The organism is Streptomyces sp. MMCC 100 (assembly GCF_041538145.2).
Classification (GTDB): Bacteria; Actinomycetota; Actinomycetes; order Streptomycetales; family Streptomycetaceae; genus Streptomyces.
On the sequence record NZ_JBGORK020000001.1, the window covers coordinates 5,471,489 to 5,486,834 of the forward strand.

8 protein-coding genes, 1 tRNA gene and 7 pseudogenes are annotated in these 15,346 nt (G+C 72.8%); 11 read left to right on the forward strand and 5 right to left on the reverse strand.

Going from position 1 to position 15,346, the window contains the following annotated elements; translation table 11 throughout:
- Positions 1-61: 61 nt before the first annotated feature.
- From ABS735_RS25425 to fdh, 6 pseudogenes are all read left to right on the forward strand, one after another.
- Positions 62-349 (forward strand): annotated as a pseudogene (locus ABS735_RS25425) (4Fe-4S dicluster domain-containing protein); the annotation flags it as partial.
- A 4-nt stretch (positions 350-353) separates the two neighbouring features.
- A pseudogene (locus ABS735_RS25430) lies at positions 354-903 on the forward strand (ATP-binding protein); the annotation flags it as partial.
- A pseudogene (locus tag ABS735_RS25435) lies at positions 904-1,401 on the forward strand (biotin carboxylase N-terminal domain-containing protein); the annotation flags it as partial.
- Between the two features lie 68 nt (positions 1,402-1,469).
- Positions 1,470-1,952, forward strand: a pseudogene (locus ABS735_RS25440) (ATP-binding protein); the annotation flags it as partial.
- Positions 1,953-1,956: 4 nt separating this feature from the next.
- Positions 1,957-2,463 (forward strand): annotated as a pseudogene (locus tag ABS735_RS25445) (ATP-binding protein); the annotation flags it as partial.
- A pseudogene (fdh, locus tag ABS735_RS25450) lies at positions 2,448-4,952 on the forward strand (formate dehydrogenase); the annotation flags it as partial. The pseudogenes ABS735_RS25445 and fdh, both read left to right, overlap by 16 nt.
- 50 nt (positions 4,953-5,002) lie before the next feature.
- Here fdh and selD read toward each other — a convergent pair.
- Positions 5,003-6,028 (reverse strand): selenide, water dikinase SelD, encoded by a 1,026-nt coding sequence (selD, locus tag ABS735_RS25455; protein WP_373903947.1) that lies wholly within the window; start codon positions 6,026-6,028, stop codon positions 5,003-5,005.
- Positions 6,029-6,096: 68 nt separating this feature from the next.
- On the opposite strand from selD, the gene ABS735_RS25460 reads away from it, so the two are divergent.
- Positions 6,097-6,189: transfer RNA gene (locus ABS735_RS25460), tRNA-Sec, on the forward strand.
- 83 nt (positions 6,190-6,272) lie between these two features.
- Here ABS735_RS25460 and ABS735_RS25465 read toward each other — a convergent pair.
- From ABS735_RS25465 to ABS735_RS25475, 3 genes and pseudogenes are all read right to left on the reverse strand, one after another.
- Positions 6,273-7,991: pseudogene (locus ABS735_RS25465) on the reverse strand (GTP-binding protein); the annotation flags it as partial.
- Positions 7,992-7,996: 5 nt separating this feature from the next.
- Positions 7,997-9,352 (reverse strand): L-seryl-tRNA(Sec) selenium transferase, encoded by a 1,356-nt coding sequence (gene selA, locus ABS735_RS25470; protein ID WP_373903958.1) that lies wholly within the window; start codon positions 9,350-9,352, stop codon positions 7,997-7,999.
- Between the two features lie 159 nt (positions 9,353-9,511).
- Positions 9,512-10,537: a DUF6215 domain-containing protein gene (locus tag ABS735_RS25475; RefSeq protein ID WP_373903946.1), complete on the reverse strand. Its 1,026-nt coding sequence runs from the start codon at positions 10,535-10,537 to the stop codon at positions 9,512-9,514.
- A 226-nt stretch (positions 10,538-10,763) separates the two neighbouring features.
- Between ABS735_RS25475 and ABS735_RS25480 the strand changes: the two genes are divergently transcribed.
- From ABS735_RS25480 to ABS735_RS25495, 4 genes are all read left to right on the forward strand, one after another.
- Positions 10,764-11,621 carry a TetR/AcrR family transcriptional regulator gene (locus tag ABS735_RS25480; RefSeq protein ID WP_373903945.1) on the forward strand — a complete coding sequence of 286 codons (858 nt, stop codon included), beginning with the start codon at positions 10,764-10,766 and terminating at the stop codon, positions 11,619-11,621.
- Between the two features lie 96 nt (positions 11,622-11,717).
- Positions 11,718-12,611 (forward strand): beta-keto acid cleavage family enzyme, encoded by an 894-nt coding sequence (locus tag ABS735_RS25485; RefSeq protein WP_373903944.1) that lies wholly within the window; start codon positions 11,718-11,720, stop codon positions 12,609-12,611.
- Positions 12,612-12,639: 28 nt separating this feature from the next.
- A complete protein-coding gene (locus ABS735_RS25490; RefSeq protein WP_373903943.1) occupies positions 12,640-13,596 on the forward strand; it encodes a 3-hydroxyacyl-CoA dehydrogenase NAD-binding domain-containing protein in 957 nt (318 codons plus the stop codon).
- Complete coding sequence (locus tag ABS735_RS25495) at positions 13,593-14,072, forward strand: thioesterase family protein (protein ID WP_373903942.1); 480 nt, start codon at positions 13,593-13,595, stop codon at positions 14,070-14,072. Before ABS735_RS25490 ends, ABS735_RS25495 begins: the two co-directional genes overlap by 4 nt.
- 31 nt (positions 14,073-14,103) lie before the next feature.
- Here the strand turns inward: ABS735_RS25495 and ABS735_RS25500 are convergent, their stop codons facing one another.
- On the reverse strand, positions 14,104-15,255 hold the full coding sequence (locus ABS735_RS25500) for an enolase C-terminal domain-like protein (protein ID WP_373903941.1): 1,152 nt from the start codon (positions 15,253-15,255) through the stop codon (positions 14,104-14,106).
- Positions 15,256-15,346 lie beyond the last annotated feature (91 nt).

Sequence of the window (15,346 nt, forward strand, 5' to 3'; positions counted from 1 at the left end):
CGGCGGGCGGTCGGCAAGGCCGGGCGGCAGGAGGGCGACGCATGGGCGAGGAGGCCCGGACATGACGGAGGACACCGAGACCCCGGCCACCGGACCGGGTGTGAACCAGCTGTCCGGACCGCAGCCGGAGGTGGCGCGCGCCGCCGGCTACCCCGATGCCCCGCCGCGTATGGGCTTCTTCACGGACACGTCCGTGTGCATCGGCTGCAAGGCGTGCGAGGTCGCGTGCAAGGAGTGGAACGCGATCCCCGAGGACGGCCTGGAGCTGACCGGCATGTCCTACGACAACACCCAGGGGCTCGGCGCGGACACCTGGCGGCACGTGGCCTTCATCGAGCAGCGCAAGCCGCNGGACGCCCGACCCGGTCTCCGGCGCGGACGAGGTCGTCGCCTTCGCGAAGGAGCACGGCCTGCCGATCGCGATCAAGGCCGCCTTCGGCGGCGGCGGCCGCGGCCTGAAGGTCGCCCGCACCCTCGACGAGGTCCCCGAGCTGTACGACTCCGCCGTCCGCGAGGCCGTGGCCGCCTTCGGCCGCGGGGAGTGCTTCGTCGAGCGCTACCTCGACAAGCCCCGCCACGTGGAGACCCAGTGCCTGGCCGACACCCACGGCAACGTGGTCGTCGTCTCCACCCGCGACTGCTCGCTGCAGCGCCGCCACCAGAAACTGGTCGAAGAGGCCCCCGCGCCCTTCCTCTCCGACGCCCAGCTGGCCGAGCTGTACTCCTCCTCCAAGGCGATCCTGAAGGAGGCCGGCTACGTCGGCGCCGGCACCGTGGAGTTCCTCGTCGGCATGGACGGCACGATCTCCTTCCTGGAGGTCAACACCCGCCTGCAGGTCGAGCACCCGGTCACCGAGGAAGTCGCCGGCATCGACCTGGTCCGCGAGATGTTCCGCATCGAAGGTGCTCATCGCCAATCGTGGCGAAATCGCTGTCCGCGTGGCCCGGGCCTGCCGGGACGCCGGGATCGCGAGCGTGGCCGTCTACGCGGACCCGGACCGGGACGCATTGCATGTCCGCGCCGCTGATGAGGCGTTCGCCCTGGGTGGTGACACCCCCGCGACCAGCTATCTGGACATCGCCAAGGTCCTCAAAGCCGCGCGTGAGTCGGGCGCGGACGCCATCCACCCCGGCTACGGATTCCTCTCGGAGAACGCCGAGTTCGCGCAGGCGGTCCTGGACGCCGGGCTGATCTGGATCGGCCCGCCCCCGCACGCCATCCGCGACCTGGGCGACAAGGTCGCCGCCCGCCACATCGCCCAGCGCGCCGGCGCCCCGCTGGTCGCCGGGACGCCCGACCCGGTCTCCGGCGCGGACGAGGTCGTCGCCTTCGCGAAGGAGCACGGCCTGCCGATCGCGATCAAGGCCGCCTTCGGCGGCGGCGGCCGCGGCCTGAAGGTCGCCCGCACCCTCGANGGACGCCCGACCCGGTCTCCGGCGCGGACGAGGTCGTCGCCTTCGCGAAGGAGCACGGCCTGCCGATCGCGATCAAGGCCGCCTTCGGCGGCGGCGGCCGCGGCCTGAAGGTCGCCCGCACCCTCGAAGAGGTCCCCGAGCTGTACGACTCCGCCGTCCGCGAGGCCGTGGCCGCGTTCGGCCGCGGGGAGTGCTTCGTCGAGCGCTACCTCGACAAGCCCCGCCACGTGGAGACCCAGTGCCTGGCCGACCAGCACGGCAACGTGGTCGTCGTCTCCACCCGCGACTGCTCGCTGCAGCGCCGCCACCAGAAGCTGGTCGAGGAGGCCCCGGCCCCCTTCCTGTCCGACGCGCAGCTGGCCGAGCTGTACTCGTCCTCCAAGGCGATCCTGAAGGAGGCCGGCTACGTCGGCGCCGGCACGGTGGAGTTCCTCGTCGGCATGGACGGCACGATCTCCTTCCTGGAGGTCAACACCCGCCTGCAGGTCGAGCACCCGGTCACCGAGGAAGTCGCCGGCATCGACCTGGTCCGCGAGATGTTCCGCATCGGTGGAGTTCCTCGTCGGCATGGACGGCACGATCTCCTTCCTGGAGGTCAACACCCGCCTGCAGGTCGAGCACCCGGTCACCGAGGAAGTCGCCGGCATCGACCTGGTCCGCGAGATGTTCCGCATCGCCGACGGTGAGGAACTCGGCTACGACGACCCGGTCCTGCGCGGGCACTCCTTCGAGTTCCGCATCAACGGCGAGGACCCCGGCCGCGGCTTCCTGCCCGCCCCCGGCACCGTCACCCGCTTCGACGCGCCCACCGGCCCCGGCGTCCGCCTGGACGCCGGCGTCGAATCCGGATCGGTGATCGGCCCCGCCTGGGACTCCCTGCTGGCCAAGCTGATCGTCACCGGCCGCACCCGCGCCGAGGCACTCCAGCGCGCCGCCCGCGCCCTGGACGAATTCCAGGTCGAGGGCATGGCCACCGCCATCCCCTTCCACCGCACCGTCGTCCGCGACCCGGCCTTCGCGCCCGAACTNCGCGTTTCACCCGCACCAGCGCCCTGGCCGACGTCCACGTGCCGCTGCGCGCCGGATCGGACATCGCCTTCCTCGGCGGGATCATCAACCACGTCCTGCGGACCGAGGGCTACTTCCGTGACTACGTGGTCGCCTACACCAACGGGCCGGTCGTCCTGCGGGAGGACTTCCGCGACACGGAGGACCTGGACGGCGTCTTCTCCGGTCTCGACCCCGACAGCCGCAGCTACGACAACGGCAGCTGGCAGTACGAGGGCACGGAAATGCAGGCGGCGTCGGGCGAGCGTGACCAGGAGTACGACAAGCGGACCAAGGGCGGCAGCAGTGTGACGGAGGCCGCCCGCGGCGAGGCGCACGGCTCGGGCGGCGCCGACATCGGTGAGGGCGAACCGGAACGGGACGAGACCCTGACCCACCCGCGCTGCGTCTTCCAGGTCCTCAAACGGCACTATGCCCGCTACACGCCCGAGGTGGTCGAGCAGGTCTGCGGCGTGCCGCAGGACCTCTTCCGCCAGGTGTGCGAGCTGGTGGCGGAGAACTCGGGGCGGGACCGGACGACGGCGTTCGCCTACGCGGTCGGCTGGACGCAGCACACGGTCGGCGTGCAGTACATCCGCGCCGCCTCCGTCCTGCAGAGCCTGCTGGGCAACATCGGCCGGCCGGGCGGCGGCATCCTCGCCCTGCGCGGCCACGCCTCCATCCAGGGCTCCACGGACATCCCGACCCTGTTCAACCTGCTGCCGGGCTACATCCCCATGCCCCACGCCCACCAGCAGCAGAACCTCGACACCTTCGTCGGCGCCGAGGCGGCTCGCAAGGGCTACTGGGGCAACATGCGCTCCTACCTCGTCAGCCTCCTCAAGGCGTACTGGGGCCCGGCCGCCACCGACGACAACGACTTCTGCTTCGACTACCTCCCGCGGCTGACCGGCTCGCACTCCACCTACGAGACGGTCATGGCCCAGCTGGACGGCGTCTGCAAGGGCTACTTCCTCATGGGCGAGAACCCCGCCGTCGGCTCCGCCAACGCCAAGATGCAGCGCCTCGGCATGGCCAACCTGGACTGGCTGGTCGTCCGGGACTTCTCCCTCATCGAGTCGGCCAGCTGGTGGAAGGACGGCCCGGAGATCGAGACGGGCGAGATGCGCACCGAGGACATCGGCACCGAGGTGTTCTTCCTGCCCGCCGCCGCCCACACCGAGAAGGACGGCAGCTTCACCAACACCCAGCGGCTGCTGCAATGGCACCACCAGGCCGTCGAACCGCCCGGCGAGGCCCGCAGCGACCTCTGGTTCACCTACCACCTCGGCCGGATCATCCGGGAGAAACTCGCCGCGTCCACCGACGAGATGGACCGGCCACTGCTCGACCTGACCTGGGACTACCCCACGAGGGGCGAGTACGCCGAGCCGGAGGCGGAGGCCGTCCTCGCCGAGATCAACGGGTACGACGCCGACGGCAACCCCCTGTCCTCGTACGAGGAGTTGAACGACGACGGGTCGACGGCCTGCGGTTGCTGGATCTACTGCGGGGTCTACAAGGACGGTGTCAACCAGGCGGCCCGCCGCAAGCCGGGCGAGGAGCAGGACTGGGTGGCCGGCGAGTGGGGCTGGGCCTGGCCCGCCAACCGCCGCATCCTCTACAACCGCGCCTCGGCGGACCCGGACGGCCGGCCGTGGAGCGAGCGCAAGGCCCTGGTGTGGTGGGACGCGGACGAGGGCTCCTGGACCGGGCACGACGTCCCCGACTTCAAGCCCGACAAGGCCCCCGACCACGTGCCGCCGCCGGACGCCAAGGGGCCGGCGGCACTCGCCGGCAACGACCCGTTCATCATGCAGGCGGACGGCAAGGCGTGGCTGTACGTCCCGTCCGGTCTCACCGACGGCCCGCTGCCCACGCACTACGAACCGCAGGACTCGCCGTTCCCGAACCTGCTGTACACGCAACAGCGCAACCCGGTGCGCCACTTGTTGAAGCCGCACCCGGACAACCGCTACCAGCCCAGCGGCACCGAGCCCGGTTCCGAGGTGTTCCCGTACGTCGCCACCACCTACCGGCTCACCGAGCACCACACCGCGGGCGGCATGTCCCGCTGGCAGCCCTATCTCGCCGAGCTGCAGCCGGAGTTCTTCTGCGAGGTCTCCCCCGAACTGGCCGCCTCGCGCGGGCTGGAGCACACCGGCTGGGCGACGATCGTCAGCGCCCGCGGCGTGGTCGAGGCGCGGGTGCTGGTCACCGACCGCATGGCACCGCTCACCGTGCAGGGCCGACGGCTGCACCAGGTCGGCCTGCCCTACCACTGGGGTCCCAACGGCTACGCGACCGGCGACGCCGCGAACGAACTGCTGCACCTGTCCCTGGACCCGAACAGCCACATCCAGGAGACCAAGGCGTTCGCCGTCGACATCAGGGCGGGCCGCCGCCCCAGGGGGCCGGCCGCACTGGAGCTGGTACGGGGCTACCGGGCACGGGCCGGCATCGACGAGGACACCGGCACCGAACCGTGAGCCTTCCGGTCACCTTTCGGCCGCCCGAGGACGGCCGCGGGTTCTTCCGGTCACCTGAGGACGACGGAGTGGGCCCCCTTCGGCACCAGTTCCCCGATGACGGGAGCGCCCGGCACCTCACCCACCACCAGCAGCCCGCCGGAGGTCTGCGCGTCGGCCAGCAGCAGCCGGGTGTCGGCGTCGGCATGGCCGAAGTCGGTGAACGGGTCCACCCACTCCAGGTTGCGCCGGGTGCCGCCGCTGACGTACCCGTCCCGGACGGCCTCCCGGGCTCCGTCGAGGTAGGGCACGGCGGCGGTGTCGAGCACGGCGGTGACCTCCGAGGCACGGGCGAGCTTGTGCAGGTGGCCCAGCAGACCGAAGCCGGTGACGTCGGTGGCGCAGGTCGCCCCGGCCTCCAGGGCCGCCGCGGACGCGTCCCGGTTCAGCGCCACCATGGTCGCCACGGCCTGTTCGAACCGCTCGCCGGTGGCCTTGTGCCGGTTGTTGAGGACGCCGAGGCCGAGGGGCTTGGTGAGCGACAGCGGCAGTCCGGGGCGGCCCGTGTCGTTGCGCAGCAGCCGCTCCGGGTCCGCGATGCCGGTGACGGCCATGCCGTACTTGGGTTCCGGGTCGTCGACGCTGTGTCCGCCGCCCACGTGGCAGCCGGCCTCGGTGGCGATGTCCAGCCCGCCGCGCAGCACCTCGCGCGCGAGGTCGAACGGCAGCACGTCGCGGGGCCAGGCCAGCAGGTTGACGGCGACGAGCGGCCGGCCGCCCATCGCGTAGACGTCCGACAGGGCGTTGGCCGCGGCGATGCGGCCCCAGTCGTAGGCGTCGTCGACGACCGGCGTGAAGAAGTCCGCCGTGGAGACCACCGCCTGGGCCGGGGCGCCGCCCGGCGCGGGCAGGGTGACCACCGCGGCGTCGTCGCCGGTGGCCAGCCCGACGAGCAGGGACGTGTCGGCCGGGGCCGTCCCGGCGGACGTGAGGCCGCCGAGCACGTCCTCCAGTTCACCCGGCGGGATCTTGCAGGCGCAGCCGCCGCCGTGGGCGAACTGCGTGAGCCGTACGGGTGTCTCGCGGATGGTCGTCATGCCTGGTCCTTCCGGTGGGTCGGTCGTCGTCGCGGGGATACGGCGCTCCTGTAGCCTGAGCGGGCGGTGGAGGCGTGTGGGTGCCTGGTGGCCCTCCCGGTCTTCAAAACCGAGGTGTCCGAGGATCTCGGGCAGGCGGGTTCGATTCCCGTCCGCCTCCGCTCCCCGCGGCCTCCCGGCAGCGCCGGTGCTGGTCGTCCACGCGCTCGGTGTGTCCCTGCCGGTCCAGCAACTCCAGCAGGGGCACGGCCACCCGGCGCGTGGTGTCGAGGGCGCGGCGCGCCTCGCTCAGCGTGAACGGCCTGGGGAGCGACCGCAGTACGGCGGCGGCGTCCGCGTCCGCACCTGGCAGCAGCACGACGCCCTCGGCGACCCGGAGCAGCGCGCCGGCCGCGACGGCGGCTGCCAGGGTCTTGTGGTCCAGCCCCAGTTCGGCCAGCCGGCCGGCCTCGGGAGCGCGGAACGGCGACCGGCGCAGGTCCTCCCCCAGGGCGTCGACGGCCCTGCGGACCGACGGCGGCAGCGACGGACGGGCGTCGCCGGGCCCGTGGAGGCGGCCCTGACGGTGGTTCAGTACGTCCCCGCCGGGTGTGTCGACGAGAGCCTGGACGAGGGCGCGGTCCGGCAGGCCGAGCAGGCGCCTGGCCGCCTCGGTGGGCAGCCCGGGGTCCAGCGGGTGCCGGTCGGCGTGTCGCGCCACCTCCGCTGCCAGGCGGTCGCGCAGTGCGGCCCAGTGCGCGGGGTCGGCCAGCCAGTCGCCGGTGACGGGCGGGCCGGGAGCGGCGATCCCCATGGCTTCCAGGTCCGGCCGGCGGACGAGCCGGCGTCGCCGCAGTTCGGCGGCACCGTCCGGGCGGCCGGTCATGACCGTCAACTCGGCCGCCCTGGTCCGGGCCGCTCCGCGCCGTGTCAGCCGCGGCGGTGACACGTCCAGCACGGTCAGGCCGCACGGGGCGCGCCGTCCACCCGGTTCCCGCAGAACGGCCCGGTCGCCGACCCGCAGCGGGAGCCCACGGGTCAGGGTCAGCCTGGCGGTGTCCTCGCCCAGCGGCCGGACGGTGACCGGTACCGCTGCGGTCCCGATGTGCAGGGTGACCGTCCGCGGGAGCTCCGACACCGGCGTTCCGTGCACCCGGACGTCGGTCACGGCGGTGAGCAGCCAGCGGTCGGGGGTGAGCAGCACCTCGCCCCGGCCGAGCGAGGCTTCGGTGCCGCCGTGGACGTTGACGGCCACCCGTGCCACGCCGCCGACCGACGTCCGCTCCTCGTGCAGGCACTGCAGTCCGCGCACCCGCAGCGCGCTCGTGCCGTCACCCGTCACGAGCCGGTCGCCGACGCGCAGGGTGCCCGCCCCCAGGGTGCCGGTGACGATCGTGCCGTGGCCGCGCACGGTGAAGGCGCGGTCCAGCCACAGCCGTACGTCGGCGTCGGCCGGCGAGTCGGGCAACGCGGCACTCAGCCGGGCCAGTTCGCCGCGCAGTTCGTCCAGTCCCGTGCCCGTCACCGCGCTGACCGCGACGGACGGTACGGTGCCCAGCGAGGTGGCGGCCAGCCGTTCGACGGCGTCCGCCCGTACCGGCCCGGGGTCGGCCAGGTCGCTGCGGGTCACGGCGAGCACGGCGTGCCGGACGCCGAGCGCGTCCAGGATCTCCAGGTGCTCCTGGGACTGCTGCTGCCACCCCTGGTCGGCGGCGACCACGAAGAGCACGCCGGGCACCGGGCCGACGCCCGCCAGCATGGTGGAGACGAACCGCTCGTGGCCCGGTACGTCGACGAAGGCGAGGTGCTCGCCGGCGGCACCGCCCGGTGAGTCCGGCCCCAGCCGGGTCCAGACGAATCCGAGGTCGAGCGTCAGGCCGCGGCGCCGCTCCTCCTCGTAACGGTCGGGTTCCATACCCGTCAGCGCCCGTACCAGGGCGGACTTGCCGTGGTCGACGTGCCCGGCGGTGGCCAGTACCCGCATGTCCCCTACCTCTCCCCCGCCGCCCGTGCGCAGCGCACGGCCTCGGCCAGCCGCTGGTCGTCCTCGGCCGGCACCGCCCCCAGGTCCAGCAGGCACCGTCCTGCGTCAAGGCGCCCGACCACGGGAACGCGTCCCACGCGCAGAGCGGTGGCGTACGGCTCGGGCAGGGACAGCGCGGCGCTCGGCAGCGTGACGCCGGGCGCCCCGCCGCCGCCCACGGTGGCCAGGCTGCCGACCGCCCGCGCGTCGACGCCGTCCGTCCGCAACGCGGTGGCCAGCCGCTCGGCACGGCGGAACAGCTGCTCGGGATCGGCGCCCAGCGCCTGTTCGGTGGGCGTCCGCGGGCCGGTCAACGTGGCCTCCAGCGCGGCGAGGGTCAGTTTGTCGACCCGCAGCGCCCGGGCGAGCGGATGCCGGGCCATGGTGCGGACCAGGTCCTCCCGTCCGAGGACCAGTCCGCACTGGGGCCCGCCCAGCAGTTTGTCCCCGCTGGCGGTGACGAGGGCGGCTCCGGCCTCCAGTTGGCTCCGGGCGTCCGGTTCCTCCGGCAGGCGCGGATGCGGGGCCGGCAGACCCGACCCGATGTCGGCGACCACCGGGGCACCGAGGGGCGCCAGTTCGCAGATGTCGGCGGCGCGGGTGAATCCGGTGATGCGGAAGTTCGAGGGGTGCACCTTCAGGACGAAGGCCGTCTCGGGGCCGATCGCCCTGGCGTAGTCCTGCGCGGTCGTGCGATTGGTCGTGCCCACCTCGCGCAGCCGGGCCCCGGTGGACACCAGCAGGTCCGGCAGCCGGAAGCCGTCCCCGATCTCCACCATCTCCCCGCGGCTGACCACGATCTCCTTGCCGGCGGCCAGCGCGGTGGCGGCGAGTACCAGGGCGGCGGCTCCGTTGTTGACGACGTGCACCGCGGCGGCGGACGGCACCCGGGCCCGCAGAGCGGCCAGTGCGGTACGGCCACGTCGGGCTCGTACGCCGGTCTCCAGGTCCAGTTCGACGTCGGTGGGTCCGGCGGCGTCCTGTACCGCCTGCCGGGCGGCGGCGGACAGCGGCGCCCTGCCGAGATTCGTGTGGAGCAGCACCCCCGTCGCGTTGATCACCGGCCGGAGTCCGCACGCCGTGCGCGGCAGGAGGGCGACCGCCGCGTCCGCCACCCCGTCCGGCGGTACGGCGCCCTCCCTCGCCTGCTGCTGTGCGCGGCGGACCGCCGACTTGACCCGTTCCGGACCGAGCCGGTCCGCCGCGTCCAGGAGGCGGGGGTCGCGCAGCAGTGCGTCGGTGCGTGGGACACGCCGGCGTGCGTCCGGCACGGCGTGCGCCTGTTCGGCGGACCCGACGGCGCCGTTCGCATCCCCCGCCACGCTCTCGCCGTACCGCTCGGCCGCGCCCCGCTGCTCCACGTGTGTCCTCCGCTCCGGCCCGGCTCCGCACTGCCCGGGAACATGCATCGTTCCCCCAGTGCCCCTTACGGGTTCCGGGACACGCCGAACGACCGCGAGGGCGTACCGGCGAGCGTCTTGTCACACAGTCCGCTCGGGGACGGCCGGGAGGACCTTCTCAGTGATGTCGAGGAGGGCGGCGTCGTCCGGGAAGGCTCCGGACGTGCTCCACACGGTGATCTCGTAGTAGCCACCGTGGTCCTTCGCGTCGAGGGCCACGGCCAGCGTTCTGGCCAGGGGGCCCTGCTCGACGGGTCCGCCGGATCCGCCGCTGCCGAGATCGATCTCGAACTGCATGGTGTGGTCGGAGGAGAAGACCGCGGGCCGGCCGAGGACCTGGAGCTTCTTGACGTCGATCTCGTCCCCGAACTCCATCAGTTTCACGTACTGGGCGATCGACAGGTGGTTGTAGGTGGCCGAGACGTGCACGGTGTAGGTGTCGAACCGGACCTCGGCCTCCGGCTGGGCGACCTTTCCGTCGGTCAGGGGGGCGGTGTCGTTGGAGGCGGACGCCCCGGTCGCGGTCTCCGCCGGCGTTCCGAGGAGCCGGGCCAGATCGGGCGTGTCGAGCGCCTCGCACAGCTCGGCGCCGGTCACCGTCCGGGACGTCTTGTAGGCGCTCGGCAGCTCCGTTTCCTGCCCGCCCGGACAGGACACGGCCTGCGGCGTGCCGTGGGCCTCGGAGGGCAGCAGCTCCGGTCCCAGCCACGCCGCGGCCCCGAGTGCCGCGAACACGGCGACGGCCGCGAACGCCTGGCCCCACGCGTTGGGTTCCTTCTCCGCAACGGCCGGGGCGGGGCGCTGCCGCGCCGGAGCTTGAGCCTGCGGCTGCGGCTGCGGCTGTGGCTGCGGCTGAACGGCGGCGTCGGGCGCCGTCCCGTCCGTGGAGGCTGCCGGGCCCGGGTTCCGGCGGGCGCGCAGGGCCTGCACCACCGTGTGGACGCGTACCGCGGTGAACACCAGGAACACCGCGCCGATCCCGGCCGGGGCCCACTCGCCGTCGTGGAGGGCGAGATACACGAGGCGTACGCCGACGACGGACCCGACCACGACGAGGAGGGGTTCGCGGACCCAGAAGGGCAGGAGACGGACGAGGAAACCGAGCATCCGGCGATCTCATCAGGCCATGATCACGTCAGCTGTGATGGAAGCCATAGTTCCGGCCTCGGTACTCAACCGTGACGGAACAGGCCGGCGGCTGCCTCCGCATCGGACCCTCAGGTTGTTGCGTTCCTGACTGGCACACCAGTCAGGAGCTCAATAAGCTGCGTAAGAGCATTTTTCTCGCGATCCTGTGTTGAGTTTTCCGCAACGCTTGCCTAGGGTCGGGGCCGTGGAAACCGACGACGTCCTCGACGGCACACCGACCGCCGACACCGCCGCCCGCGTCCGCGAGGTCATCGCGGCCGCGGGTGTCAGCCAGCGCGAGTTCGCGCGCCGTGTCGTCATGGATCCGTCCAAGCTCTCGCGTTCGCTGAGCGGCACCCGCCGCTTCACGGCCGCGGAGCTGGCGCGGATCGCCGACGAGGGGCGGGTGGACGCGGGCTGGCTGCTCGGCACCCGGTCCCGCGAGAAGGCCCCGGCGCCGGCGGCCGAGGTCGAGGGCGGACGACCGCTGCAGATCGTCCGCGAGACGGTCCGGCTGATCGCCGAGCACGGCTTCCACGCGGTGCGGGTCGCCGACATCGCGCGCGCCTGCGCCACCAGCAGCGCCGCGATCCACTACCACTTCCCCGGCCGTGCCGACCTTCTGGAGGCGGCCGTGCGCTGGTGCATGGACGAGGACACCGCGCGCCGTGCCACCCGTCTCGCCGAAGCGGACGACGCGGCGGCGGAGCTGCGCCAGCTCATCGCGCTGCAGACGCCGCGCACCGCGCAGCAGCGCCGCCAGTGGGCGGTGTGGCTCGACCTGTGGGCGGAGGCCGCGCGCTCCACTGCGGTGGGCCGACTGCACTCCGAGTACTACCGGCAGTGGCGGGAGACCGTCGCCGACGTCGTACGGCGAGGTGTCGGACAGGGCGTGTTCCGCGCCGGGCTCGATCCGCAGGCGGCGGCACTGACGCTCACCGCCCTGATCGACGGCCTGGCGACGCACGTCCTCTCGGTGAGCGGGCCGTCGTCCGCCGCGGCCGCGGACGCGATGCACGCGGCACTGACCACCCACGTCACCGACACGATCCTGGCTCCGTAGCCAGAAGCCAGAAGCCAGAAGCCAGAAGCCACCAAAGCCCGAAGCCCCAAAGCCCGAAGCCCCGAAGCCCGAAGCCCCGATCCCGGGAGTTCCCGCATGCCCATGACCGAGAACGTCATCATCACCTGCGCGCTCACAGGCGCCGGCGACACCGTCCGCAAGAGCCCCCATGTCCCCGTCACCCCGGAGCAGATAGCCAGGAACGCCGTCGAGGCGGCCGCCGCCGGAGCGGCCGTCGTCCACATCCACGTACGCGACCCGGAGACCGGCGATCCGTCCCGCGACCCGAAGCTGTACCGGGAGGTCGTCGAGCGCATCAAGGAGACCGGCACCGACGTCGTCATCAACCTCACCGCCGGCATGGGCGGCGATCTGGTCATCGACCCGGACGACCCGCTCACCCACCTCCCCGGCACCGACCTCGTCAGCGGTCTGGAGCGGCTTCCGCACGTCGAGGACCTGCTTCCCGACATCTGCACACTGGACTGCGGCTCGCTCAATTTCGGCGACGGCTCGAACCTCTACGTCTCGACGCCCGACATGCTGCGTGCGGGCGCGCGGCGCATTCAGGAACTGGGTGTGCGGCCCGAGCTGGAGATCTTCGACACGGGCCAGCTCTGGTTCGCCAAGCAGTTGCTCGCGGAGGGCCTGCTCGACGACCCGACGGTGTTCCAGCTGTGCATGGGCATCCCGTGGGGCGCGCCCGCGGACCCGGGAGTGCTCCAGTCGATGGTCAACATGCTCCCCGAGGGCGCGCGTTGGGCGAGCTTCGCGCTCGGCCGGATGCAGATGCCGTGGGTCGCGCAGTCGATCCTGCTCGGCGGCCACGTGCGGGTGGGCCTGGAGGACAACCTGTACCTCGGCAAGGGCAACAAGGCGACCAACGCCCAGCTCGTCGAGCGGGCCGTGACCCTGACCGAGTCGATCGGCGCACGCGTCGCGACACCGGACGAGGCCCGCGCCACTCTCGGTCTCAAGCCGCGCAAGTAACCCGCCGCGACGACGAAGGAACCCCCTCATGACCTCACCCGAGAACGTCCGCCGTGTCGCCTGTGTCGGCGCCGGAGTCATCGGCGGCGGCTGGGTCGCCCACTTCCTGGCACGCGGCTACGACGTGACCGCCTGGGACCCCGCGCCCGACGCCGGGCAGAAGCTGCGCCGCCTGGTCGACGCGGCCTGGCCCGCACTCACCTCGCTCGGCCTCGCCGAGGGCGCGTCGGCCGACCGGCTCACCGTGACCGACACCCTCGAACAGGCCGTGGTCGACGCCGAGTTCGTCCAGGAGAGCGCGCCCGAGAAGCTCGACCTCAAGCGCGATCTGCTGGCCCGGCTGGACGCGGCGACACCGCCCGGCGTCGTCATCGCCTCCTCCACCTCCGGCTATCCGATGACCGACATGCAGACGACGGCCGCGGACCCCTCGCGCCTGGTCGTCGGCCACCCCTTCAACCCGCCCTACCTCATCCCGCTCGTCGAGGTCGTCGGCGGCGAGCGCACCGACGCGCAGGCGGTCGCCTGGGCCGCCCGCTTCTACGAGGCCGCGGGCAAGTCCGTCATCACGATGGACAACGAGGTGCCGGGCTTCATCGCGAACCGCCTCCAGGAGGCCCTGTGGCGCGAGGCGCTGCACATGGTCGCGAGCGGCGAGGCGACGGTCCGGGACATCGACCTGTCGATCACCGAGGGGCCCGGGCTGCGCTGGGCGGTGATGGGCCCGATGCTGACGTTCGCGCTCGCGGGCGGCGAGGGCGGCATGGCGCACATGCTGGACCACTTCGGCCCGTCCCTGAAGTCGCCGTGGACGCGCCTCGAAGCGCCCGAGCTGGACAAGGAGTTGTACGACGCCGTGGTGGCGGGCTGCGACGAGGCGGCGGACGGCCGCTCCATCGCGGACCTGGTGGCCGAACGCGACCGAGGTGTCATCGACGTACTGCGCGCCACCGGCCGCCTGGACCGCGAGAAGGACTCCCGATGACGGGGCTCCCGCTGTTCCGCAGCACGGTCCGCCCGGAGTGGATCGACTACAACGGCCATATGAGCGAGGCGTTCTACGTCCTCGTCTTCGGCCACGCCACTGACGCGCTGATGATCGAGGCGGGCCTGGACTCCGGCTACCGCGAGTCCACCGGCTGCTCCCTCTACACGGTCGAGTCCCACATCCGCTACCTCCGGGACGTGCCCGAGGCCGCTCACCTGGCCGTCCGCACGCGGGTGCTGGGTGCGGCAGCCCGCAAGGCGCGCTTCGTGCACGAGATGTACGTGGTGTCCGAACCGGAGTCGGAGCCGGCGCCCGACGCGGTGCCGGTGGCGACGACCGAGCTGCTCGCGGTCCACGTCGACCGGCAGGCGGGCCGGGCCACCGAGTTCCCGGGCCCGGTCCGGCGCCGCTTCGCCCAGCTGACCGAGCCCGCTCCGGACTGGGCGGGCCGCTCGATCCCTGCCGTGTCCTGACAGGACGCGTCAGGGGTGCGCGGACGCCTGGTCAAGTCGGTCGCGTGCCGTGGACGCGGTAGGGCTCCGCGTCGGTCCACTTGACGTCGAGGCCGAGTCCCGGCCGGCCCGTGTCGGGGCGCAGGGCGCCGCCGTCGGGCGACAGGGTGCCGTCGAACAGCAGGTGCTCGACGCGCACGTGGTCGTGGAAGTACTCCAGGTGCCGCAGCCGGCGCACGGCGCAGAAGGCGTGCGCGGAGATCGCCGGGGCGCAGTGCGCGGACAGATCGAGGTGCCGGACGCCCGACAGACCGGCGATCTCCAGCACGCCGGTGATGCCCCCGCAGCGGGTGACGTCGGCCTGGAGACAGTCGACGGCCGGACCGGCGGGGCCGTCGACGAGGTTGGCGAAGTCCTGGGCGGTGAAGGCGTACTCCCCCGCGGTGATCTCCAGCCGTGCCGGGCCCCGCTCGCGCAGCATCCGCAGGCCCTCCAGGTCCGCGGAGCTGACGGGCTCCTCGAACCAGCGCACGTCCCACTCGTCGTGGAACCGGTGCGCCCAGTACAGGGCCTCCTTGCGACCGAGCGCGCCGTTGGCGTCGGCGAACAGTTCCGGTGCGGCGCCGATCGCCTCGCGTACGGCGGTGAGGCGTTCGGCGTCGCGCTCGGGCTGCCGCGACGTCTTCAGCTTCACGCGGGGGACGCCCTGGCCGACCCACCCGGTGAGCTGGTCGGTGAGCCGGTCCAGGGGGTAGTTGGTGAAGCCGCCGCTGCCGTAGACGGGCACCCGGTCGTGGTGGGCCGGCAGGAGATGGACCAGGGGCAGGTCCAGCAGCCGCGCCTTGAGATCCCACAGCGCCACGTCGACGGCGGACAGGGCCATGGCCCCGACGCCGGGACGGCCCGCGTTGCGGATCCGCGCGGCCATCCGCCGGCACAGCGCCGCCGGCGAGCCGACGCTCGCGCCCTCGATCACCGGGGCCAGCTTCGAGTGCGCGAACGTGGCGGCCGAGACGTCGCCGTAGGTGTAGCCGAGGCCGGTCCTGCCACCGGCGTGCACCCGGACGAGGACGAGGGTCGTGGAGTCCCACTCCAGGGTGCCGTCCTGCTCCTTGCCGTCGGGGCCGTCGGTGGGGACCTCGAAGGCGTGCACGTCGACCGCGTCCACCGTGCACTCGTCCAAGAGCGTCGGGCCACCGCTCATCAGTGGCGTCCGCGCGGCCGCTCGGCGTACTCGGTGGGCTTGCGGCGTTCGCCCCGACGCTGCGGAACGAAGTCGATGACCTGGGTCATGG